The 23,075-nt window shown below is 56.2% G+C and carries 17 protein-coding genes and 3 tRNA genes; 9 read left to right on the forward strand and 11 right to left on the reverse strand.

Annotated elements, in window-relative coordinates:
- Positions 1–269: 269 nt before the first annotated feature.
- Entirely contained in the window at positions 270–821 is a 552-nt protein-coding gene (gene syd, locus ACNT1W_RS21460) for a SecY-interacting protein (RefSeq protein WP_017893799.1), read from the reverse strand.
- 63 nt (positions 822–884) lie between these two features.
- On the opposite strand from syd, the gene queF reads away from it, so the two are divergent.
- The 3 genes from queF to xni all read left to right on the forward strand — a co-directional run bounded on the left by queF (position 885) and on the right by xni (position 4,106).
- Positions 885–1,730, forward strand: coding sequence for an NADPH-dependent 7-cyano-7-deazaguanine reductase QueF (queF, locus tag ACNT1W_RS21465; RefSeq protein ID WP_112363398.1), 846 nt, complete (start codon positions 885–887; stop codon positions 1,728–1,730).
- A gap of 199 nt (positions 1,731–1,929) precedes the next feature.
- Positions 1,930–3,294 carry a nucleotide 5'-monophosphate nucleosidase PpnN gene (gene ppnN, locus ACNT1W_RS21470; RefSeq protein WP_012146504.1) on the forward strand — a complete coding sequence of 455 codons (1,365 nt, stop codon included), beginning with the start codon at positions 1,930–1,932 and terminating at the stop codon, positions 3,292–3,294.
- A gap of 56 nt (positions 3,295–3,350) precedes the next feature.
- Positions 3,351–4,106 carry a flap endonuclease Xni gene (gene xni / locus ACNT1W_RS21475; RefSeq protein WP_419246115.1) on the forward strand — a complete coding sequence of 252 codons (756 nt, stop codon included), beginning with the start codon at positions 3,351–3,353 and terminating at the stop codon, positions 4,104–4,106.
- Between the two features lie 30 nt (positions 4,107–4,136).
- Here xni and rlmM read toward each other — a convergent pair whose 3' ends face one another.
- The 4 genes from rlmM to ACNT1W_RS21495 form a co-directional block, all read right to left on the reverse strand.
- Complete coding sequence (gene rlmM / locus ACNT1W_RS21480) at positions 4,137–5,240, reverse strand: 23S rRNA (cytidine(2498)-2'-O)-methyltransferase RlmM (protein WP_012146506.1); 1,104 nt, start codon at positions 5,238–5,240, stop codon at positions 4,137–4,139.
- The gene (locus tag ACNT1W_RS21485) at positions 5,233–5,628 is read right to left on the reverse strand and encodes a DUF423 domain-containing protein (RefSeq protein WP_012146507.1); all 396 of its coding nucleotides are present in this window, start codon (positions 5,626–5,628) and stop codon (positions 5,233–5,235) included. Before ACNT1W_RS21485 ends, rlmM begins: the two co-directional genes overlap by 8 nt.
- Positions 5,629–5,680: 52 nt before the next feature.
- Entirely contained in the window at positions 5,681–6,598 is a 918-nt protein-coding gene (locus ACNT1W_RS21490) for a transcriptional regulator GcvA (RefSeq protein ID WP_012146508.1), read from the reverse strand.
- Positions 6,599–6,980: 382 nt separating this feature from the next.
- Positions 6,981–7,205: a YgdI/YgdR family lipoprotein gene (locus ACNT1W_RS21495; protein WP_012146509.1), complete on the reverse strand. Its 225-nt coding sequence runs from the start codon at positions 7,203–7,205 to the stop codon at positions 6,981–6,983.
- A gap of 194 nt (positions 7,206–7,399) precedes the next feature.
- Here ACNT1W_RS21495 and csdA point away from each other — a divergent pair, with 194 nt between their 5' ends.
- Together csdA and csdE are read left to right on the forward strand one after the other, a co-directional pair.
- Complete coding sequence (gene csdA / locus ACNT1W_RS21500; protein WP_419246882.1) at positions 7,400–8,605, forward strand: cysteine desulfurase CsdA; 1,206 nt, start codon at positions 7,400–7,402, stop codon at positions 8,603–8,605.
- An 18-nt stretch (positions 8,606–8,623) separates the two neighbouring features.
- A complete protein-coding gene (gene csdE, locus ACNT1W_RS21505; protein WP_419246116.1) occupies positions 8,624–9,058 on the forward strand; it encodes a cysteine desulfurase sulfur acceptor subunit CsdE in 435 nt (144 codons plus the stop codon).
- Here the strand turns inward: csdE and tcdA are convergent.
- A complete protein-coding gene (tcdA, locus tag ACNT1W_RS21510) occupies positions 9,049–9,855 on the reverse strand; it encodes a tRNA cyclic N6-threonylcarbamoyladenosine(37) synthase TcdA (RefSeq protein ID WP_012146512.1) in 807 nt (268 codons plus the stop codon). The genes csdE and tcdA overlap by 10 nt on opposite strands.
- A gap of 72 nt (positions 9,856–9,927) precedes the next feature.
- Complete coding sequence (gene mltA, locus ACNT1W_RS21515; RefSeq protein WP_017893804.1) at positions 9,928–11,070, reverse strand: murein transglycosylase A; 1,143 nt, start codon at positions 11,068–11,070, stop codon at positions 9,928–9,930.
- Positions 11,071–11,283: 213 nt separating this feature from the next.
- Here mltA and ACNT1W_RS21520 point away from each other — a divergent pair.
- From ACNT1W_RS21520 to ACNT1W_RS21530, 3 genes are all read left to right on the forward strand, one after another.
- Positions 11,284–11,360: transfer RNA gene (locus tag ACNT1W_RS21520), tRNA-Met, on the forward strand.
- A gap of 67 nt (positions 11,361–11,427) precedes the next feature.
- A tRNA-Met gene (locus tag ACNT1W_RS21525) sits at positions 11,428–11,504 on the forward strand.
- Positions 11,505–11,568: 64 nt separating this feature from the next.
- Positions 11,569–11,645: transfer RNA gene (locus ACNT1W_RS21530), tRNA-Met, on the forward strand.
- A 100-nt stretch (positions 11,646–11,745) separates the two neighbouring features.
- On the opposite strand, the gene amiC is transcribed toward ACNT1W_RS21530, so the two are convergent.
- Positions 11,746–12,999: an N-acetylmuramoyl-L-alanine amidase AmiC gene (amiC, locus tag ACNT1W_RS21535; RefSeq protein ID WP_012146514.1), complete on the reverse strand. Its 1,254-nt coding sequence runs from the start codon at positions 12,997–12,999 to the stop codon at positions 11,746–11,748.
- 239 nt (positions 13,000–13,238) lie between these two features.
- Here amiC and argA point away from each other — a divergent pair, with 239 nt between their 5' ends.
- Positions 13,239–14,564, forward strand: coding sequence for an amino-acid N-acetyltransferase (argA, locus tag ACNT1W_RS21540; protein WP_012146515.1), 1,326 nt, complete (start codon positions 13,239–13,241; stop codon positions 14,562–14,564).
- A gap of 36 nt (positions 14,565–14,600) precedes the next feature.
- Here the strand turns inward: argA and recD are convergent, their stop codons facing one another.
- The 3 genes from recD to ptrA are packed head-to-tail and all read right to left on the reverse strand — an operon-like array spanning position 14,601 to position 22,899.
- Positions 14,601–16,466 (reverse strand): exodeoxyribonuclease V subunit alpha, encoded by a 1,866-nt coding sequence (gene recD, locus ACNT1W_RS21545; RefSeq protein WP_419246117.1) that lies wholly within the window; start codon positions 16,464–16,466, stop codon positions 14,601–14,603.
- Positions 16,463–20,014: an exodeoxyribonuclease V subunit beta gene (gene recB, locus ACNT1W_RS21550; protein WP_419246118.1), complete on the reverse strand. Its 3,552-nt coding sequence runs from the start codon at positions 20,012–20,014 to the stop codon at positions 16,463–16,465. The genes recD and recB overlap by 4 nt, the downstream gene beginning before the upstream one ends.
- Entirely contained in the window at positions 20,011–22,899 is a 2,889-nt protein-coding gene (gene ptrA, locus ACNT1W_RS21555; RefSeq protein ID WP_419246883.1) for a pitrilysin, read from the reverse strand. Before ptrA ends, recB begins: the two co-directional genes overlap by 4 nt.
- Positions 22,900–23,075: the final 176 nt, after the last annotated feature.

Consider the following 23,075-nt stretch of genomic DNA (forward strand, 5'->3'; position numbering starts at 1 on the left):
TTCTTCATCCTGAAGCTGCATCATCCTGATGCTTTCCAGCTCCACCGTATCCCTTTCGGTGAACATAAGATCGCTTAATTATCCCGGGTTCACAAGGGCTTACTGGGCGGCTGACAGGAAATTAACACTAAGAGTTATCCTAAAGAAAATCTAACCAATTGATCTGGATAACAATAAATTCCACCTAAGCTAGTGCGAGGGAAAAATTAAAAGCGATCTCTCACAGCCCGTGTGCGAGATCTCGCACACGGACTTCGGAACAAAAAGGCTCAAACACCCAACGTCGGGCGCAATGCATCGAGGAAATTGCCCAACGAAGCCGCCAGCAAAGTGCGTTTATCACTGCCAAACTGCTCCAAAACCACATTGCCGCTAACGTTACACAGCGAGACCATGGTCATTTCTGATTCGGTCGTTGCCAGGAACAGCGTTGGCGACAGTTTCAGGCGCTTTTGCGTCACCAGATGACCGATCAGGTTTTCCTGCAGACGAATAAAGTCGTCCTCGCTCCATACCTGCAACAGAGTCACGTGATGCTCACCAAACTGGGCGCTCATGTCACCCGCATACTGCTGGGTATAAAACAGATTGATATCCGGCTGCAAGCGCAGCTCGAGTGCGGTCTCTACCTTTTCCAGCGTCGCCGCCGGGGTAAACGGCTGGGGCAACCACAGCACTTCGTCATCACGATTTTCTACCAGGCAAGGCGACGGCACACCGTACAGATCCTGGCTGGCTGGGGCATGACCACGCTCTTGCTGCCAAAGATCAACATAGCGCTGGGTAAATTCACGCAGGGCGTGCGGTACATCATGGTCCATATTTTTTCTCGCATACGGTAAACTGACAACCATTGTACCTATCTATTACCAAGGTGACAGCAGATGTCCTCCTACCAAGACCATCACGCCCTGTCGGCACTGACGCTGGGCAAAGCCACCGCGTATCGCGACCATTACGACGCCACGCTGTTGCAGGCGGTACCGCGCAGTATGAACCGCGAGCCGCTGGGCTTGTATCCGGACAGCCTGCCGTTCCACGGGGCCGATATCTGGACGCTGTACGAACTCTCCTGGCTGAACGACAACGGCTTGCCGCAGGTGGCAGTTGGAGAGATAAGCCTGACTGCCGACAGCATCAATCTGATTGAGTCCAAGAGCTTCAAACTTTATCTCAACAGTTTCAACCAAACGCCTTTCAGCGACTGGGAGACGGTGCGCAATACCTTGCAACGCGATCTGTCTGCCTGCGCTCAGGGCGAGGTCAGCGTCTCATTGTTCCGCGTAGATCAGCTGGAAGGCAGCCCGATCGCCCGGTTGGACGGCGAATGCATCGATAACCAGGACATTCGTATCGATAACTACGAGTTCAATGCCGATTATCTGCAAAATGCCACCGGCCCCTTGCAGGTGGAAGAGCAGTTGGTCAGTCATCTGTTGAAGTCCAATTGCCTGATCACCAACCAGCCGGACTGGGGCTCGGTGCAAATTGCTTATCGTGGTGCGCAGATCGATCGCGAAGCGCTGCTGCGTTATCTGGTGTCTTTCCGTCATCACAATGAATTCCATGAACAATGTGTCGAACGCATCTTTAACGACCTGATGCGTTACTGTCAGCCGCAAAGCCTGACGGTATATGCGCGCTACACCCGTCGCGGCGGGTTGGACATCAATCCATGGCGCAGCAACACTGACTTTGTCCCGTCACATGGCCGTCTGGCACGCCAATAGTGCGAAACAGTGCTCAACAACTGAGCTAACGAGCGGTTTGTATTGGTAAAAAACAGGGGACGGCGGTAAGGTTAAATCAGGAGCGCTGGGCATTCCGGCTGGCAAACGATGACGTTGCCGCCGTGCGCTAACTATAACGAGATGCTGTTCTGCTGCGTATGGATTACTACTGCCCCTTTCCGGGTGCAAAGGAGTTACCTTGATTACACACATCAGCCCGCTTGGCTCTATGGATTTGCTGTCGCAGCTGGAAGTAGACATGCTGAAGCGTACCGCCAGCAGCGATCTTTACCGTTTGTTCCGCAACTGTTCGCTGGCCGTCCTGAACTCCGGCAGCCAGACCGACAACAGCAAACAGCTGCTGTCACGCTACGAAACCTTTGATATCAACGTCCTGCGCCGTGAGCGCGGGGTCAAACTTGAACTGGTGAATCCACCGGAAGACGCCTTTGTCGACGGGCGAATCATCCGTTCGCTGCAGGCCAACCTGTTTGCCGTGCTGCGCGATATCCTGTTCGTTCACGGGCAGATCGACAGCGCCGGCCGTTTCCAGCATCTGAATCTGGAAAACTCGGCCCACATTACCAATCTGGTGTTCTCTATCCTGCGCAACGCCCGCGCGCTGCACCTTGATGAAGATCCCAATCTGGTGGTGTGCTGGGGGGGTCACTCGATCAACGAAAACGAATACCTCTACGCACGTAAGGTCGGAAGCCAACTGGGCCTGCGCGAGCTGAATATCTGTACCGGCTGTGGGCCGGGTGCCATGGAGGCACCGATGAAAGGCGCGGCCGTAGGCCATGCGCAACAGCGCTACCACAATAGCCGCTTTATCGGCATGACCGAGCCGTCGATCATCGCCGCAGAGCCACCCAACCCGTTGGTCAATGAGCTGGTGATCATGCCGGACATTGAAAAACGCCTGGAGGCCTTCGTCCGTATCGCCCACGGCATCATCATTTTCCCGGGCGGTGTCGGCACGGCAGAAGAGCTGCTTTATCTACTGGGTATCCTGATGAACCCGGAGAACAGCGAACAGGTGTTGCCGCTGATCCTCACCGGGCCGAAAGAGAGCGCCAACTACTTCCAGGTGCTGGATGAGTTCATCATGAACACGCTGGGTGACGAAGCGCGCCGTCACTACACCATCATCATCGACGATCCGGCCGAAGTCGCACGTCAGATGAAAAAAGCCATGCCGCTGGTGAAAGAGAACCGTCGTAATACCGGCGATGCCTACAGCTTTAACTGGTCGATCCGCATTGCGCCGGATTTGCAGCTGCCGTTTGAGCCAAGCCATGAGAATATGGCCAATCTCAACCTGTATCCCGACCAGCCGGCCGAACAGTTGGCTGCCGCGCTGCGCCGCGCGTTTTCCGGCATCGTCGCCGGTAACGTGAAGGAAAATGGCATTCATGCCATCGAACAGTTTGGGCCGTACAAGCTGCACGGCGAACCGCAGATGATGAAGCAAATGGACAGTCTGCTGCAGGGTTTTGTCGCTCAGCACCGGATGAAACTGCCAGGCACCGCTTATGTGCCCTGTTACGAAATAGTCGCTTAATGAGCAATCCGGGGCGGCCTGACAGCCGCCCTTCTTTTTTCTGACCTTGTAAGCCCATGATGATACACCTACTGATTGTCGATGCCCTCAACCTGATCCGCCGCATACACGCCGTGCAGGGGTCCCCCTGTGTGAATGCCTGCCAGCACGCACTGCAACAGTTGATTCAGCACAGTCGGCCAACGCACGCCGTAGCGGTGTTCGATGAGGACGACCGCAGCGAAAGCTGGCGCCACCAAATCCTGCCCGACTACAAGGCCGGCCGTTCGCCCATGCCGGACAATTTGCAGCAGGAAATGCCGCAGTTACGGCAAGCATTTGAATCACTTGGCGTTGCCTGTTGGCACTCTCCAGGCAATGAGGCCGACGATCTGGCGGCAACGCTGACCGCCAAGGTTGCAGGCGGCGGCCATCAGGTGACCATTGTGTCCACCGACAAAGGCTATTGCCAACTATTGGCACCCAGCGTGCAGATCCGCGATTATTTCCAAAAACGTTGGCTGGATATGCCGTTTGTGCAGCAAGAGTTCGGCGTATCGCCACAACAATTGGCGGATTACTGGGGGCTGGCGGGAATAAGCAGCAGCAAAATCCCCGGCGTGGCGGGGATTGGGCCGAAGACGGCGGTATTGCTGTTACAACAGGCAGGTTCGCTGGATGGGTTATATCAGGATTTGGAACAGGTGCCGGAAAAATGGCGCGGAAAACTGCAACAGCACCGCGAGATGGCCTACGTCAGCAAAAGTGTCGCTACCTTGCGAACCGATCTGGCATTAACCGGCAACCTGCAGCAACTGCGGTTACCGGTTTAATCACTGGCGCTGAAGACAGCGCCCTGTCATTTAATCGCGCTCGTCGCGGCGGCCTGCCACGGCCGACCACATACGACGGACGTGCACGGTGACTTCTTCACGATCGTGATACAGCTGCTTGGCATGAATTTCTGAACTGATACCCGCCGTATCCAACGCTTCCTTGATGGCCAGCAGATTCTGCGAAACCTCTTCGTAACGTTTTTTCATCGGCAATTTCAGGTTGAAGATCGCCTCACGACACCAGCCTTTCACCAGCCACTGGATCATCAGGCTGGTCACCTTCGCCGGTTTTTCCACCATATCGCACACCAGCCAGTAAATCTTGCTGCTGGAAGGCTCATATCTGAAACCGTCGGCACGATGATGCGTCACCTGCCCGGTATCCATCAGGCTCGGTGCCATTGGGCCATTGTCCACTGCGTGCACCATCATGCTGCGCTGCACCAGTTGATAGGTCCAGCCCCCCGGACAGGCGCCCAGATCGACCGCGTGCATGCCGCTGGCCAAACGTTCATCCCACTCGTCGGCAGGAATGAACACGTGGAACGCTTCTTCCAGTTTAAGGGTAGAACGGCTCGGTGCATCGGATGGGAACTTGAGACGCGGAATGCCCATATAGAACGGTGAGTTGTTGTTGCTGAAGGAGTAACCCACATAGCAACACCCCGGAGCGATAAAGAACACATGCACCACTGGACGGGTCTTATTCTCACGCGCCATCAACACCTTCTGCTCACGCATCGCAGTACGCAACGGCACCGTCAGCTTGCGGCAGAACTTCAACAGTTCTTTGCTTTCGTTGGTATCCGGCACTTCCACGCGCAGCTCACCACCACGATCGACCACGCCAATCAGCATGCCGACAATCGGAGAAACCCGATCTTCCGGTGGTAAATCGCGCAGCAACTCGCCCACCACCAATATCTGACGGGCAAAAATCAGCTCCCGGAACGGGATTTCCTTCGCCAGGCGATCGGCGTCATCCGGCTGGTAGCACTCGAACAGCACGTAGCCGCTGTTATCCTTTACTCTGGCGAAACCGAACACTTCCAGTTCGGCAGCCTTGGCGGTAATTTCTGCCGCACACTCTTTTTCAAAGCCTTGACGGCAATACAACGCAAGTCTATTCATGGCGCTCGGCCTTTTTCCTCAGACGCAAAGCGCCAATCAACATCAATACCCAACCGATCAGGAAACACACGCCGCCAATCGGCGTGATATAAACCCAGAACTTCAGGTGTGACAGCGCCAGACAGTACAGACTGCCGCTGAACAGTACGGTGCCGAGCGCCAACAACGCTCCGCTCCAGTAAAACCACAGGCTGACGCGGCGTTGCATTGCCACCGCCAGCGCCAGGATCGCCAGGGTATGGAACCCCTGATAGTCCAGTCCGGTACGGATCCAGACCATCTCGTTGGCACCCAGGGTGCCACTTAATACGTGTGCGCCAAACGCGCCCAGAGCAACAAATACAAAGCCACTGATAGCGGCAAAAATCAGCATTGAACGACTGCTCATCGTTATTTACCTTTATTGAAGAAAACCGGCTGCGCCATCGCGGCGACCGGCCTCATTGTTCGTAGCGAAAGCGGAACTTTTCTTGTTCGCTGGCTGCCCGAGCCAGGATCCACTGACGAAAGGCGGCTATTTTACCCAGTTCTGCCTGGCTGTCATGACATACCAGATAAAAAGCATTTTTACTGACTAAAACCTCGTTAAACGGACAGACCAAACGCCCGGCTTCAATCTCGGTCTGCGCCATCACGTTATTCACCAGCGCAATCCCCTGCCCATGCACCGCCGCCTGAACCACCATCGCGCTATGGCTGAAAATAGGCCCCTGCTGCACATTAATGTGCTGCAACCCCAACTGACGGGTATAGGCCAGCCAATCGCGGCGTGAAGTATCATGCAGTAGCGTGTGATAAGCCAGATCGCTCGTCATTTTTAACGCATGTTCCCCGGTCAGCAGGCTGGGTGAGCACACCGGCAACAGATATTCCGCGTATAAACGTTCGGCTCGCAATCCGGTCCAGTTGCCGCGTCCATAGAAAATAGCCACGTCGACATCATCCGCCAGCTTGTCTTCTTCGCGGTCCACGGCCTGAATACGCACGTCAATTCCCGGATAAGCTGAGTTAAAGCCGGACAGGCGCGGCACCAGCCACTGAATAGCAAAACTAGGGGGCAAACTGACGGTTAATGCCCCCTTGGCGCTGCGGGCCTGCAGCTTGCGGGTGGCCTCATTGATTGAGGTGAAAATTTCTTTGATATCCAGGTAATAACTTTGCCCTTCTTCCGTCAGCAACAGCGAGCGATTGCGGCGCCGAAAAAGCTTCAGGCCGAGGAAGTCCTCCAGCGACTTGATCTGGTGGCTCACCGCGGCCTGGGTGACAAACAGTTCTTCTGCCGCTTTGGTAAAACTCAGGTGACGGGCAGCCGCGTCAAAAACCCGCAGTGCATTAAGAGGTGGTAAGCGTTTAGACATTTATTAGCTACTTTTGTGTAACAATAATCCGAGTGATTCGGCATAAAAAATCAGGCGGCGTTATCTGCCGTGCGATAGGCACCAGACAGCAAAGCGCTACCATTAGTTTTTTTAATCCGAGCCATTATAAATTGTCCGTTGAGCATGCGCCAGTAAATACCTATAGTGGCGGCACTTCCCGGGCCGGAACGAAAAGGGAGTGGGTGTCGAGGACGCCGATGAACTTTTGGCTTGTGGTTGTGATGTTGTGTTTGCAAATTGTCTGGCAATCCAGACGTGGTAGCTAAGCTACTGTTTTTCACTTCCTGTACATTTACCCTGTCTGTCCATAGTGATTTTATGCAGCACCGCAATCTTTGCGGTGCTTTTTTTTTGCCCGACGTTATTGGTCTTTTTCAACCATTTCCTTCACGTCTGAACGGTTGATCTGCTGCTCAACGCCGTTGGCGTCTTTATAGCTGATCATCCCGGTGTCGTTATCCAACGCGGGTTTTCCTTTAGCGACAATGGTGCGTCCATCATTGGTCTGCATCACGTAGTTGCTGGAACAGGCGGCCAGGGTAAACGTTAGCATCAGGGCAGAGATAACTGCGGCTGTTTTCTTCATTGTGGACTCCTTGTAGTTTTAAATGCTGTAAAAACCTTTTATGTTATTTAACGCCATGACTTAGTGCGCACCTAACAGCATAACAAACTCACCTATAATTTCCAGACGATGAATCCTAATATGCGGGATAGCTTGTCTCTGGCGGTAAAATAAGACAGGATCGGCCATTGACTCAAGCCAGTGACAATCAGGTTATGACACCTTTTAATCCCATCGTCTTTCGTAATCAGTTTCCTGCCTTGCAGCAAGCGGGCATTTATCTCGACAGCGCCGCCACCGCGTTGAAGCCGCTGGCGGTCATCAATGCCACGCAGCAGTTTTACCGCGACGATGCCGCTACCGTGCACCGCAGCCAGCACCGGGCGGCGCAGGATCTGACTGCACGCTTCGAGCAGGCTCGCCAACAAGTCGCGACGCTGGTCAATGCTCCTTCAGCCGACGACATTATCTGGACCCGCGGCACCACCGAAGCGATCAATTTGGTAGCGCAGAGCTATGCCCGCCCCCGGTTGCAGCCCGGTGACGAAATCCTGGTGAGCGAGGCCGAACACCACGCCAACCTGATCCCCTGGCTGATGGTGGCGGAACAAACCGGCGCTCGGGTGGTGAAACTGCCACTGGGTGCAGACCGCCTGCCGGATCTGACCCAGTTACCCAGCCTGCTGAGTGATAAAACCCGCCTGCTGGCACTGGGCCAAATGTCCAACGTTACCGGCGGCTGTCCGGATCTGGATCTGGCCATCCGGCTTGCCCATAATGCCGGTGCCCTGGTGATGATCGACGGCGCGCAGGGCATCGTTCACTGTCCGGCTGACGTTCAGCGACTAGACATTGATTTCTACGCCTTCTCCAGCCACAAATTATATGGCCCGACCGGCATCGGTGCGCTATACGGGAAAAGTGAATTGCTGGCGCAGATGGCTCCCTGGCAAGGTGGTGGCAAGATGCTGACTCAGGCGTCCTTCGACGGCTTCACGCCGCAAAAACCACCGCACTGTTTTGAAGCCGGTACGCCGAATATCGCAGGTGTGCTGGGGTTGGCCGCCGCATTGGAATGGCTTGGTACTCAGGATCTGGCGGCAGCCGAGCAATACAGCCGCGAGCTGGCCGATCTCGCCGAGAAACAATTGGCGCAACTGCCGGGGTTCCGCAGTTTCCGTTGTTCAGGCTCCAGCTTACTGGCGTTTGATATTGCCGGTATCCATCACAGCGATATCGTCACCCTGCTGGCAGAACAAGGCATCGCGCTGCGAGCCGGTCAGCACTGCGCTCAACCGCTGATGGCAGCGCTGGGTGTCAGTGGGACACTACGCGCCTCCTTTGCGCCATACAACACGCGGGAAGACGTCGATACCCTGGTCACCGCCCTGCACAACGCCATCGACCTGCTGGCCGATTAAATGAACCCCGGAGACGCTATGCTTGCCCCCCATCCCTTTGGCCATGAAATCACCGCCGAAGCGCTGATCGAGAAATTTACCGCGCTGAAACAATGGGAAGATCGTTATCGCCAACTGATCATGCTGGCGAAACAATTGCCGCCGCTGCCGGAAGCATTACGCGCAGCAGAAATGGAGTTGAGTGGCTGTGAGAATCGGGTCTGGCTTGGGCATCAGTTACTGGCGGACGGCACGCTGCACTTTTATGGCGACAGCGAAGGCCGTATCGTGCGCGGCCTGTTGGCGGTACTGCTAACGGAGGTAGAAGGAAAAACGCCGCAGCAGATAGCGGCGATGGATCCCCTGGCGCTGTTTGATCAACTGGCGTTACGTGCTCAACTCAGTGCCACCCGCGCCAGCGGGCTGGCAGCACTGGCTGCTGCCGTGAAAGAAATGGCCGCTCGCTACGCCTGACGCGCGGCTTTCGCCACCATCTTCTTCAGCGCATGGGAAACGGCGACAAAACCAAAGGTAGCGGTAACCATGGTTGCCGCGCCAAATCCCGCACTGCAATCCATTCGTTTTGGCCCTTCCGCGGTACTGCGTGATGCGCAAACGCTGCCATCCGGCTGGGGGTAAACCAGCGGCTCGCTGGAAAATACGCAGTCGATGCCCAATTTGCCCTTGCTGTTCTTCACCACGTTGAAATCATTTTTCAACCGCTCACGCAGCTTGGCCGCCAGCGGATCCTGAATGGTTTTGGCCAGATCGACCACTGCAATCTGGGTCGGATCTATCTGACCACCTGCTCCGCCGGTAGTGACCACCGGGATCTTGTAACGACGACAATAAGCCAGCAGCGCGGCCTTCGGTCGTACGCTGTCAATCGCATCGATGACATAGCTAAAATTGTTATTCAGCAGCTCTGCAACGTTGTCCGCAGTAATAAAGTCGTCAATGCAGGTCACCCGGCACTCCGGGTTGATCGCCAGAATGCGCTCCGCCATCACTTCCGTTTTTGACTGGCCCACATGCTGACGCAGCGCGTGGATTTGGCGGTTGGTGTTGGTGACGCAGACATCATCCATATCAATCAGCGTAATGGCACCGATACCGGTGCGCGCCAACGCCTCTGCCGCCCAGGAGCCCACGCCGCCGATGCCAATCACGCAAATGTGCGCCTGGGCAAACAGCGCCAGGGCCTGCTGACCGTATAAACGTGCCGTGCCGCCAAAACGCTGCAGGTAGGCTTCAGAATAGGCTGTGCTCATAACGCTTTAATTACCTTAACATTGCAAATAATAAGGGCCGGAATGTCCGGCCCTTGCGGTCAATTATTGCCGTTAGCGGGTGACTAACAGCGAGCCGCCAGAGGCGGAACGGGTCTGGCTGGTGAACAACGGCGCATTAACGTTAGCGCCTTTCAGCACCCAAACGCGGCCATAGTGGTTATAAAAACCGGCCGAGTGACCGGCATCCGGCCCGATGCCCTGGTACATATCGAAGTGCTGGCCTTTGATTGCCCCACCCACGTCCAGAGCCACCATCAGGCGCATCTCATATTTTCCCGTGAATTTACCCTTGTTGTCCAGTAGCGGCACCTCTGCCAGCAGCGTGGTACCTGCCGGGATCAGTGAACGGTCGGAAGCCACCGACGCCTTGGCCACCAGCGGCACGGCGCTGGCACCGCGTACCGGCGCAAAGGCTTCAGGACGGAAGAAGACAAAGGAAGGGTTTTGCTCCAGCAATTCGCGCACTTCGGCGGCGCTGTGAGTGTCCGCCCACTGGCGGATCGCCTGCATCGACATATCCGCCTTGGCCACTTCACCGCGATCGATCAGCACTTTACCAATGCTGCGATACGCATGGCCGTTCTTGCCGCCGTAACCGAAGAACACCAACGGCTGGCCGTTGCCATAATCCACATAGCCACTGCCCTGGACTTCCATCATAAAGTTGTCCATCAGCGAGTTGGTATACGCCACGATATATCGGTCATCCAGTGCACCCGAATAAATGCCCGCGCGATCGGGCAGACGGCCTTTACCTTTTGGTGGCATGCGGTACAGCGGGTAACGGAACTCCCCCTGCTGGGTATAACGCGCCTGCAGCACCGGTGTGTAGTAACCGGTGAACTGCACGTTGCCATAGCTGTCCACGCCTTCCATTTGATAAGCACTGAGGCCATATTGGTTCAGAGTACGAGTGTCGGCACCGGACGCCATCCAGCTTTGTACCGCCTGGAAGGTAGTGTTGTTGCGATTAAAAAGTGAAGGAGAGGCGTATTTAATCTCCATCAGCTGATCCGAGTAATCCTTGGCATTAACCGGTACGCCCCTGGCGTTGGGTTGATTCACCAACTCCAGCGACTGATCCAGGTGACCATCCTTATATTGTTGTCCCCGGTCGGTCGGCTTGGAAGAACAGCCCGCCAGTACCGCTACCATTAACCCGCCCAGCAGGTATTTGCCCCAACGTCCTTTCATCACGCACACTCTCTACATATATGATCTCCCGGCGAACGATAACAAACGCCCATAGATAAAGGAATCGCCGCCAATAAAAAAAGCCCCAGGGGCAATAACGCTGAAAAAGAACGCAGATTGCGGACTAATCCAGCAGAAAGACTGTTTTAGTTCAATTAAGTGCAAAAAGGGTTGCAACAAAATGCACGGAGAGTATAGTGCGCTTCCATCGGACGCGGGGTGGAGCAGCCTGGTAGCTCGTCGGGCTCATAACCCGAAGGTCGTCGGTTCAAATCCGGCCTCCGCAACCAACCGATATTGCCAGAGGCAGTATCAAGTAAAGTGTTGGATTCGATGAAAAAGAAAGTATTATACGGACGCGGGGTGGAGCAGCCTGGTAGCTCGTCGGGCTCATAACCCGAAGGTCGTCGGTTCAAATCCGGCCCCCGCAACCAACCGATACTGTACCAGCGGTATCACATGAAATGTTGGTTTCGATAATACAAGCATTAAGACGGACGCGGGGTGGAGCAGCCTGGTAGCTCGTCGGGCTCATAACCCGAAGGTCGTCGGTTCAAATCCGGCCTCCGCAACCAATCTTAATGACTACAAATAAGCACCTTAACGGGTGTTTTTTTGTATCTGAAATCCGCCAAAAATCGACCGGGCAGCCGCCCAGTCGTTTCCGCATTAGCCTTACCCTCTGCGCGCTACCGCACCACCGTTGGCAAAGTACGCCTTGATACCCGCCAGAATAGATTCCGCCACCTGCTGCTGGAAATGCGTGGTACGCAGCTTGCGTTCTTCTTCGATGTTGCTGATAAACGCCGTCTCAACCAGAATCGAAGGGATGTCCGGCGCTTTCAATACCGCAAAACCGGCCTGATCGACACGATTCTTATGCAAACGGTTTATTTTGCCCATCCGGTTCAGCACTTCCTTACCGAATTTCAGGCTGTCATTGATGGTCGCGGTTTGAATCAGATCAAACATGGTGTGATCCAGATAGCGGTCACCGCTTTTGCTTACGCCGCCGATTTGGTCCGATTCATTTTGGGTCTGCGCCAGGAACTTCGCCGCCGAACTGGTGGCACCTTTGGTCGACAGCGCAAACACCGATGACCCACGCGCGGCCCGGCTGGTAAAGGCATCGGCGTGGATGGACACAAACAGGTCAGCACGCTGCTTACGCGCCTTCGCCACCCTCACCTTCAACGGAATGAAGACGTCTTCATTGCGCGTCATAAACACCTTCATATTCGGCTCGCGCTTGATTAACGTGCTTAGCCGACGCGCAATCTGCAATACGATGTCTTTTTCACGCGTTTTGAATTTACCAATCGCTCCGGGATCTTCGCCGCCGTGACCGGGATCCAGCATGATGACAATCGGGCGGTCACGCCCCGCCTTACCGGCCTGTGGCGCTTCCGCCGGCAATGTACGCTCAAGATCGCCCTTGTTGTAATCTTCCAGTAACGCCAACAGCGGATCATAGTCTTCACCGCTGCCGCCCTTGCTCGGGTACAGATCCATCACCAGACGATTGCGGTATTCCGGCACCGGCGCCAGAGTAAACATATGCGGGCTGACGCTGCGCTTAAGCTCCAGCACCAACCGGACGGTGTTTTGATCAAACTGACCGACGCGCGCCTGTTTCAGGTAGGGATCGTCGGCACGAACCTGGCCAACAATCCCCTTGAGCACGCTGTTGAGCTGCACGCCTTCAATATCCACCACCACGCGATCGGGATTGGTCAGCGCAAACTGCTTATATTTCAGTTCAACGTTGGATTCGAGCGTCACCCGGGTATAGGTGGAGGATGGCCAGACGCGTACGGCAATGACGTGCGATGAAGCAGCGAAACCTGTGCGACTCACACTCAGCAACCAGCTTGCGGCAACCCCCTGTAATAAACGACGGCGGCCCAGATTGTGATTTGAGTTTGGCATGCGGCTCCAGCAGTGGTAACAGATTAAAACAGATGAAAAAAACACCAGTTAACAGGAATGCCGAAAACTTTAACCAATCATTCCGGCGCTGTCATCAGAAAATCTTTTTATGGTTTTTCAATTTATTAACGACTCAGCGCCCCCGGCAAAGAAATAGAGATAAATTCTCACTTGCCATCAGGGCAATAAAAGAATAAAAATACAAAAATATCGTATAAATATGCAAATGAGGTTTGGCCGTGAAGGAACGTAGTACAGAGCTGGTCCAAGGATTCCGTCACTCAGTTCCCTATATCAACGCCCACCGTGGCAAGACGTTTGTCGTTATGCTGGGTGGCGAAGCCATAGAACATGAGAACTTTGCCAACATCGTTAACGACATCGGGCTGCTGCATAGTCTGGGTATTCGTTTAGTCGTGGTCTATGGTGCCCGGCCGCAGATTGACGTCAATCTGGCGCAGCATAATCTCGAACCGATTTATCACAAGCACACCCGCGTCACCGACGCCCATACGCTGGAGCTGGTTAAACAGGCGGCGGGTCTGCTGCAACTGGATATCACCGCCCGGCTGTCAATGAGCCTCAACAACACGCCATTGCAGGGCGCGCATATCAACGTGGTCAGCGGTAATTTTATTATCGCCCAGCCACTGGGGATTGATGACGGTGTGGACTACTGCCACAGCGGCCGCATCCGCCGTATTGATGAAGAAGCCATTCACCGTCAGCTCGACAGCAACGCCATCGTGCTGATTGGCCCGGTGGCCGTTTCCGTCACCGGCGAAAGCTTTAACCTGACCTCGGAAGAAGTGGCAACCCAGTTGGCCGTCAAGCTGAAGGCCGAGAAAATGATCGGCTTCTGTTCGTCACAGGGGGTCACCAATCAGGAAGGCACCATCATTTCCGAACTGTTCCCCAACGACGCGCAAAAACGCATTGAGGAGCTGGAAGAGCATGGCGACTATCATTCCGGCACCGTGCGTTTCCTGCGTGGCGCGGTGAAGGCCTGCCGCAGCGGCGTACGCCGCAGCCACCTGATCAGCTATCAGGAAGACGGTGCGCTGGTGCAGGAACTGTTTTCACGCGATGGTATAGGCACTCAGATAGTGATGGAGAGTGCTGAACAGGTGCGCCGGGCGACGATTAACGATATCGGCGGCATCCTCGAGCTGATCCGTCCGCTTGAGCAGCAGGGCATCTTGGTGCGCCGCTCACGTGAGCAACTGGAGATGGAGATCGACAAATTCACCATTATTGAACGCGATAACCTGACCATCGCATGCGCGGCGCTGTATCCGTTCCCGGAAGAGAAGATTGGCGAGATGGCCTGCGTTGCGGTTCATCCTGATTACCGCAGCTCGTCACGGGGTGAAATGCTGCTGCAACGGGTGGAGAGTCAGGCACGCCAGATGGGCCTGCGTAAGCTGTTTGTGCTGACTACGCGCAGCATCCACTGGTTCCAGGAACGTGGTTTCACACCGGCGGAAGTCGACGTGCTGCCGGTTGAGAAACAGGCGCTGTACAACTACCAACGCCGTTCAAAGATTTTACTGGCGGATCTGTAATTGCTGGCGGGCGCAGCGTGCTGCGCCCATGGGCACTTAAGCCTTGAGCTGCAACCGCTCCGCCAACCCGCTACGGCGCTGGGTCGGAGTGCGGATCGCCCGCATCAAAACCGCATCGATGGCGTACAGCGAAAGCTGCCTGCGAGCGCGGGTGATCGCGGTGTACACCAGTTCACGGGTCAGCACCGGCAGGAAATGATTGGGCAGCACCAGTACCGTATGGTCAAACTCCGAGCCTTGTGATTTATGCACCGTCATCGCATAAGCGGTTTCATGCGCCGGTAAACGGCTCGGCTGCACCGACTTGATGCTGCCGTCCGGCAGTTGAAAATGAACACGTAGTTCGCCGCTCTCGTCCCGCAAGGCAATGCCAATATCGCCGTTAAACAGCCCCAGAGCGCTGTCATTGCGACCAATCATCACCGGACGGCCAGAATACCAACGCCCAGCGGCTCCCGGCTTACGCTGGATTAGACCGGCACGTTGCAGCCCCGTCTCAATGCGTTCATTTAACCCGGCGATGCCGAAAGGCCCCTCGCGCAGCGCGCACAGCACCTGGAAATGACCGAACGCCGCCAACACCGCCACTGCGTCCGCCCCTTCACCCACCAGCCGCAGATAATCACGGTAACCCGCCACGCAGGCATCCAACAGCGCCTGATAGTCCTGCGTTTCCGCCAGTGGATAACCGCTAACGTCAGCGAAACTGCCGCTGAGCGCCGCCATTGCCCGCTTGCCATCGCCGGCGTTCACGGCAAAGGCCAATTGACCAATACCTGAATTGGCATCAAAACGGTAGCTTTTACGCAGCAAGCACAGACTGTCGCGCACCGCAGCTTCCGCCTGGGCAGTTTGCCCCAGCAGTTGGCAGCCGGTCAGCCGCGAAAGTTGCTCCGCCCGCGCCACGCTGTAACCTTGTTCGGCAAAGCGGCAAATATCCCCCAGTACCGCCCCGGCCTCCACCGAAGCCAGTTGATCGCGGTCGCCCAGGAAGATCACCCGTGCCTGAGTGGGCAAGGCGGCAATCAAACGCGCCATCATAGGCAGGTCGACCATAGAGGCCTCATCAACTACCAGCACGTCCAGATGCAGCCGGTTGCCACTGTGATAACGCATACGCTGACTGTTGGGCTGAGCGCCCAGCAGGCGATGCAACGTGGATGCCTCGGTAGGGAACAGCACACGCTGCTCCGGGGTTAGCGCCAATTGTTTGCCGGCACTGCCTAACGATTCGGTTAAACGCGCCGCCGCTTTACCGGTAGGCGCCGCCAATTGGATGCGCAAACGTCGCCCTTCATCGAGCTGCACCAGCGCCGCCAGCAATTTGGCGACCGTGGTGGTCTTACCGGTGCCCGGTCCGCCTGAAATCACCGCAATACGTCGCGTAGCGGCCACCGCGGCAGCAATTTTCTGCCAGTCGGGTTCATCAGTCGCCTCACCAAATAATTGGTCGAGAATGGTGCGCAGGTCGGCCTCTTCAACCGCCTGAGGCAGACTGTCGCTGCTGATACTGTCACCACGGATAAAGGCGGCAACCTCCCCCTCGTTCTGCCACATGCGCTGCAGATACAAGCGCTGTGGTTGTAACACCATCGGCGTCGCAGTGCTGCCGTCGCTCACCGCCGCACTGGCCGACAGCCGCCGTTGCCAACCGGCCACATCCAACTGCCCTGCCGCCAACCACACGGCCTGCGCCAGCTCCGGCTGACGTCCGTCAAATAGGTTTTCCGGCAGCAGTTGCTCCAGCATCAGGCAAACGTGACCCGCGCCAGCCTCCGCACTGAGGCAGGCGGCAGCCAACAGTATCTCAGGCTCATCCGCTCCAGCGACTACGCGGGCGAACTGCAAATCTAGTGGACGTAATACGCCAAGCGCCTGCGCCTGTTCCAGTAGAGCGATCATGATGCATCCTCCACCGCAGCGGTTTTACCGCTGAATAACAAATCCATGCCTTCCACCAATTGCTCCTGCGGACGGCAGGCAAAAATGCCATTGCCCGGATGCAGTGCATCCACACCGCGCAGGAACAGATAAATCACCCCGCCGAAGTGCCGCTGATAATCATAATCCGGCAACCTATGGCGCAGATAGCGGTGCAATGCCAGCGTGTATAGCTGGTACTGCAAATCGTAACGGTGCTCCGCCATCGCCTGCTCCATCGCCGGTTGGGTATAGGCACTGCTGTCTTCACCCAACCAGTTGGATTTGTAGTCCAGCAGGTAATATTTCCCCTGCCAGCAGAACACCAGGTCGATAAATCCTTTCAGCATCCCCTGCACCTGCTGAAAATCCAACTCAGGGCAACGGGCAGAAAGCGGATCGTAACTTTTCACCAGCTTATCCAGCTCACGCGCCTGCAACAGCTGCTCGATAGGCAGATAAAACTGCAACTCAGCCTGCTTATGCTGCGGAGCCAGCGCCGACAAAGCGACGCCGGTATCATTAAGCGGGGTGTTTAACAGCACCTGCATCCACGCCAACAGTATCGGTTGCCAGTGTTCGCCAAATCCTTGTTGTTGCAACTGCTCCAGCAACCACGCCTCATCGAGGGGTTGGGTAAAGTCGATCGTTTCAAACAGACTGTGCAGGAAAGTCCCCGGACCGGCACCACGAGGAAAGGTATGCGGTGTGAGCGCTGGCTCACTGTCCTGCGCTTGCTCGCCGGCGGCATCAACATCCAACCGCGGCAACAAATCCTGCATCAGGCTCGTGCCGTGCTGTTGCAGACCGGTATAGCTGGTCACCCGCCAGAAATCCTGCACCTGGCGCATGAAGTGTTTCGCCGACAGTTCGGTCAAGTCTGGCGTTTGCGGCTGCCAGGGTTGCTCGTCCAGGCTTTCGACCAGCGACAGCGCAACGCCATCTACAGCCAACTGTTGCAGACATTGCTGCAGATAAGCCGCATCGCCGGCCTGGCCGGCCTGCACCAGATAGCCCAGCGCGCTGCGGTGTAAATCGCTATCACCCTGTTTTTTGCGGGTGCCCTGAATCAACGGCGCAATACCGATACTGCAGTGGTATACCGAACGGGTCAGCGCGACATACAACAGGCGTAAATCTTCCGCCAGCCGCTCCTCCTCTGCCCACTCAATACTTTGCTCATCGGCGTTGAGGTCAAGCAGGGCCTGGAAGCTGTGACGATCGTGGTACAACACCTGCTGTTGCTGGCGGAAATTACCGACGAACGGCAGCCATACCAGATCGAACTCCAACCCTTTGGATTTATGGATGGTGATCACCTGTACCAAATGACGGTCGCTTTCCAGCCGTAGCTGCTGGTTGTCTGACTGCCGGTTGGGCTGGGCAATCTGCTGCGCCAGCCAACGCACCAGCGCATGCTCGCTGTCGAGCTGTGCAGAAGCTTCCTGCAAAAGCTCGCCCAGATGCATCACGTCGGTCAACCGGCGCTCACCGCCGAGGCTGGCCAACAGATTTTCTGCCAGATGGCGCTGATTCATCACCTCACGCAGCATCGGCAACACGCCGCGGCGCAGCCACAGCGTACGATATTTGTCGAACTCGTTGACCAGCGCATCCCAGGCACGCTCATCCCGATTCAATCCGTCCAGCGCCTGCGCATCCAGCCCCATCAGCCCGGTAGCCATGGCACTGCGCAGCGTACGTTCCTGCTCCGGCGCCAGCACGGCCTGCAGCAGCCACAGCAAATCCTTGGCTTCTGGCGTATCGAATACGCTGTCGCGGTTGGACAAATAAACCGAAGGTATCGCCAGCGCACTCAGGGCATCACGTACTAACGCCGCCTCATTGCGGCTGCGCACCAGCACGGTAATGTCTGACGCCTCTACCGCCCGCCGTTTCTCGCCGTCGACCAGCCAGGCCTGTTGGTTTTGTCCGGCGCTGAGCCAGTCGCGAATTTGCGTGGCGCACAGGCGCGCCATCAATTGTTGGTACTCACTAACGCCAACACCTTCCCCCTGCTGCAGCCAGAACTGCATCGCCGGCTGCGGCTGATTTTGCAGCTCAAACGCCAGCCCCCGATTTTTCTCGGCGGCGGCCACCTCAATAAAGGGAATCTGGCCGAACAGGAAAGGTTTTTCCACCTGCGCAAACAGATGGTTAACGCTGTTCACCATCGCCGGTGAGGAGCGCCAGTTGGTTTCGAGCGTGTAGTGGGCGCTTACCTCTGAACGAGCGCGCATATAGGTAAAGATATCGGCACCGCGGAAAGCGTAAATTGCCTGTTTGGGATCGCCGATCAGCAGCAGGCCGCATTCCGGCCTGCCGACATAGAGTTTTTGGAAGATGCGGTATTGCTGTGGATCGGTATCCTGGAACTCATCGATCATCGCCACCGGGTAACGCTGGCGAATCGCCTGTGCCAAACGTTCACCACCTTCGCTCTGCAATGCACTGTCCAGCCGACTTAACAGGTCGTCAAAACCCAGCTCGGCCCGCTGGCGTTTCTCCTGCTGAATGGACAAACGTATCTCGCTCAGCGCCCGCGCAATAATCAGGTCACGCAGTGTCAGCGGTTCATCGAACAGTTCGTCGATCGCCACGAACAATGCATGGTGCGGCGGTTCGCCTTTTTTGGTTTTCTCCAGCAGCACCGACTGGCGAAATTTATCCAGCTCTTTCGGCAGTTGGTAGTCCTGAGTTTCCAGCACCACCCATTCACCGACTTTGTGCAGCCAGTTAGGCAGGTGTTTGCTGCTGTAACTGCGCTTATCAACGCCGGACTGGCTGATTAACGCCTCCAGATCGCCCGCTGCGGCCAGCCACTGCGCTTTGATGGCGTCAATACGCGCCACGATCTGCTCATGGCGCATCAGCACCGTTTCTTCATCCTTCGGCGGCCGACGCAGCATGGGTGCTTCGCCATGCAGATAGCCGGAAAGATCGGCCAACAGCGCTTCCGGGCCGCTCCATTCCTGGCTCACCGCCCGGGCAACGCCAATCGGCAACGGATAACAATGGCGACGCCAAAAGTCCGCACAGGCCTGGCGGCGCAGCGGCAGTTCATCCTGCACCAGCGTTTGCTCAAACAGAATGCCGGACTCGAAGGCGTTGTGGGTCAGCATACGCTGGCAAAAACCGTGGATGGTGTAGATTGCCGCTTCGTCCATCTGCCGCTCGGCAGCCAGCAGTTGCGCGGCAGCATCGGGCAGATCGTCAATTTCCGCCATTAACGCATTAAATAACGGGTCTTTACTGCTGCCACGTACGCAGGCAATGCGTAAGCCATGGATATTGCTGCGGATGCGTCCACGAAGCTCCTCGGTGGCGGCCTCGGTAAAGGTCACCACCAGGATCTCCTCTACCGTCAGCGGCCGGGGAAAGGCCGCTGCCTGGCCCAGGCCAAGCAGCAGGCGCAGATACAGCGCACCGATGGTAAAGGTTTTACCGGTCCCCGCCGACGCTTCTATCAACCGCTCGCCAAATAGCGGCAACGTTAGCGGATCAAGTCGCTGCGGGGTGGTCTCTGTCATGGTGTCGCCACCTTACGCGGCAGAGTTTTCTGCAGCGCAGAGGCGTTTGGATAAGTCACCCAGTTCGGCTGCACCGCATAATCCGCCTTCTCTTGCCCACTACCACTCACCTGCGACAGCACCGCCAGCCCCTGCGGCTTAATCACCGCCTGGTGGAAATAATCCGCCAGTTTGGTCGGCGTCAACTGCTTGATTTGCTCAATCAGTTTATGACGGGTATCAAATGCGAAGTTGCCACGGTCGAAGTCATTGGAGAAACGGCCGGCTTCTTCGCTCAGGGTTTGTGGACGCTGCTTCAATTCGTTGATCATCGCCTGCTTATACTGCTCGAAGTCTGCTTCTTTCATCTCTCGCAGGCGTTTCTCGGTTTTCGGGTAGAAATCCTGATAGCGCTGATACAGGTACGCCGGTTGCTTGCTGTTACTTTGCAGCAGGAAACCAATACCCCACTGACGGCCGACGGACATCGGGAAAGCAAACACCGCGTAGCCCAGCTGTTCCTGAGTACGCAGTTGGCTGTAGAACCATGGCTGGATAATTTGGCCAAGCAGCGAGCTGTAAGCCATGCCGGTCACTTCGTCGTAGCCGGTCGGCACATACACTGCCGCCAGCGCCGAGTCGGTGCTGCTGCCTGCCCGCTGCAGATTGGCCAACTGGCTTTTAGTCACTTCAACATCTTCGCCATGCCACCATGTAACACCGGTACAACCCAGACGGTGTTTCAGCGTAGAGGCCAGGGTATCCACCTGCTGCTTGCTCATATTGCCCACCACCAACAACTCCGGCGTCGCCTCAGCCAGCAGGCTGTCACGGTAGGCCAGCACATCTTTCAGCGTCAGGGTTTTCAGCACCTCACGGCGCTCACTACGTTCTGAGTAAGGCACGCGGGAAACCATCTGCACCGGCTGGATAGCCAGTTCAAAGGCTTTGCCTTTCTCGGCAGAATCCAGCTGTTCCAGATACCAGGATTTGGCCTGCGCAAGTTGATCTTCCGTCGGCGTAAAGCTTGAGTAGCCTTCGATCAGCGAGGTCAGCAATTGCGGCAGACGCTGGGTAAAGCCGTTGGCGTTGAACTCCAGACCGTTGTTCGGCGAGGTTGAGAAACTCAGCCCGCCAACCGAAGCCTGATAGCTCAGTTGATCCAGTGAAATGCCGGCCAGATAGTCGGTCAAAGAGAACAACACCTGGTTGCGTGCAGAATCCATGGTTTTTGCATTGCGGAACGCTACTGTGACGTCAGCCTTCGGCTCGTCGGCAAAGTAACGGCTCGGCATATACAACACGCGCAGGCCCGGTTGGTCGACCACCACCTCCGGTTTTTTAAACTCGTGCGAAGGTTTGGTCAGGCTGAAATCATCAGGAATATACGGATTCAGCGTGGGTAACGACAGGCTGATGCCTTTCCCCAGTTGCTGCCACTGCTCAAAGCGCTGCGGAGTGATTTTATCGACCTGATACGGCGCATTGACGAAGTAGGCCATCTTGTTATGCGGCTCATTGGGGCTGACGAACCAGATACGCGCATTTTGCGGCGTCATGGCGTCCAGACGCTCGGCAATCGCTTTAGCGTCATAGCGGTCGGCCAGATAAGGCGCATCCAGCGTATGCTCGACCGGCACGCGCAGCATGGTATCCACCAGCCATTCGATGTAGTCCATATCACGGGTGATCGACGGATAGCGGAAATCCAGATTCAGTACGTGGGAAATCTCATCAAAATAGCTTTGCTTGATGCCTTCGCTGCGCAACATTTTCAGGTAGTTGAAGATGGCCGCCACCACTTCGTCGCGCTTGGCCAGGCCTTTATCGGTCAGCGAGACGCTGATCGAGAATACGCCGCCGTTGCGATCTACCATAGGATCAGCCCCGGCATTGATGGCATCCGCCAACCCCTGCTTTTGCAGCCAGTCAGACAGGGTATTTTGGCTGCGGTTGCCAATCAGGTAACTAATGTAGGTATCGGTCTTGCTGCGGAACTCGGCACTGTTGTTGTCGATGCGGAATTCTACTTTCAACTGTTTACGCGGCTGGGCCGGCACATAATGAATAATGATGCCCTGCTGTTCAGGGGTGACCGCCGGGACTGTGATCGGCGGTACGCTGGCGTCTCGGTTAGGGACCTTGCCAAAGGTTTTGGCCGCCAGTTCAGCCAGTTCCGGCAATGGCTGGTTGCTGTACAGCACCCCCATCATCAGATTGGCAGAATAATAACGTTGGTAGAATGCCGTCAGCTCATCGTGCAGCTTGCTGCCCGGTTTGTCCTTTAAGGTATCGAGGTTACCGCCAGAGAAACGCGCGCTCGGGTGAGCCGGGTTCAGCGTTTCAGCCCCAACCTGCGCCATGCGCATACCGTCGCGTGAGCGTGCCATCGTCAGTTCGGCGTTGACCGCATTACGTTCACGATCGGCATTGCCCGGATCCAGCAGCGGCTCGGCGATGGCGTCCGCCATGCGGTCTACCGCCGGGGCCAGCGCGTCGTTTTCCACTTCCAGATAGAACGCGGTGCGGTAAGACGCGGTGCTGGCGTTATGGCTGCCACCGTGCTTCTTCAGGAACTCCGACAGGTTTTCGGGTTGCGGATAGCGCTTGGAACCCATCAACACCATGTGTTCCAGGTAGTGCGCTAACCCCAACTGACTGTTCGGATCTTCCAGCGAGCCTACCGGCAGTGCCAGCGCCGCCAGTGATTTCGGTGCCTGAGCATCGGAAACCAACAGCACGGTCATGCCGTTCGTCAGTTTGATCGCCTGGTACTGGCGCGGATCGTGATCGCTTTTATTGATCTTCTCCGCCAGCGGTTGCCATCCCTGTGCGGCCCAGCTCAACGGCGTCCAAAACATAACCACTAATACCAACCCGGTGATGCGGGCCAACTGTCTGCGCATATCCAAAATGAACCCCTATTCAGACGCCGTCGCGCCACATCCCTGACGTTGACGGCGTACATCAAAACAACACACTCAAAATCTATACCCTATGAATTTCAAGCTGTAGCTTGAAAGGCGACGGGTCTATATGCCTGTACGTTATGTAAGACCGGAGCTAACCCCGATAGTTGAAT

It is taken from the genome of Serratia sp. NFX21 (assembly GCF_048517035.1).
GTDB lineage: Bacteria > Pseudomonadota > Gammaproteobacteria > Enterobacterales > Enterobacteriaceae > Serratia > Serratia quinivorans.

Excerpts from the sequence above, each read along its gene's own strand:
- ptrA (WP_419246883.1), bottom strand. The coding sequence starts at position 22,899 with ATGCGCAGACAGTTGGCCCGCATCACCGGGTTGGTATTAGTGGTTATG.
- rlmM (WP_012146506.1), bottom strand. The coding sequence starts at position 5,240 with ATGAATAGACTTGCGTTGTATTGCCGTCAAGGCTTTGAAAAAGAGTGT.
- csdA (WP_419246882.1), top strand. The coding sequence starts at position 7,400 with ATGACACCTTTTAATCCCATCGTCTTTCGTAATCAGTTTCCTGCCTTG.
- queF (WP_112363398.1), top strand. The coding sequence starts at position 885 with ATGTCCTCCTACCAAGACCATCACGCCCTGTCGGCACTGACGCTGGGC.
- mltA (WP_017893804.1), bottom strand. The coding sequence starts at position 11,070 with ATGAAAGGACGTTGGGGCAAATACCTGCTGGGCGGGTTAATGGTAGCG.
- ACNT1W_RS21490 (WP_012146508.1), bottom strand. The coding sequence starts at position 6,598 with ATGTCTAAACGCTTACCACCTCTTAATGCACTGCGGGTTTTTGACGCG.
- amiC (WP_012146514.1), bottom strand. The coding sequence starts at position 12,999 with ATGCCAAACTCAAATCACAATCTGGGCCGCCGTCGTTTATTACAGGGG.
- ACNT1W_RS21495 (WP_012146509.1), bottom strand. The coding sequence starts at position 7,205 with ATGAAGAAAACAGCCGCAGTTATCTCTGCCCTGATGCTAACGTTTACC.
- ACNT1W_RS21485 (WP_012146507.1), bottom strand. The coding sequence starts at position 5,628 with ATGAGCAGTCGTTCAATGCTGATTTTTGCCGCTATCAGTGGCTTTGTA.
- recD (WP_419246117.1), bottom strand. The coding sequence starts at position 16,466 with ATGATCGCTCTACTGGAACAGGCGCAGGCGCTTGGCGTATTACGTCCA.
- syd (WP_017893799.1), bottom strand. The coding sequence starts at position 821 with ATGGACCATGATGTACCGCACGCCCTGCGTGAATTTACCCAGCGCTAT.
- xni (WP_419246115.1), top strand. The coding sequence starts at position 3,351 with ATGATGATACACCTACTGATTGTCGATGCCCTCAACCTGATCCGCCGC.
- recB (WP_419246118.1), bottom strand. The coding sequence starts at position 20,014 with ATGACAGAGACCACCCCGCAGCGACTTGATCCGCTAACGTTGCCGCTA.
- tcdA (WP_012146512.1), bottom strand. The coding sequence starts at position 9,855 with ATGAGCACAGCCTATTCTGAAGCCTACCTGCAGCGTTTTGGCGGCACG.
- csdE (WP_419246116.1), top strand. The coding sequence starts at position 8,624 with ATGCTTGCCCCCCATCCCTTTGGCCATGAAATCACCGCCGAAGCGCTG.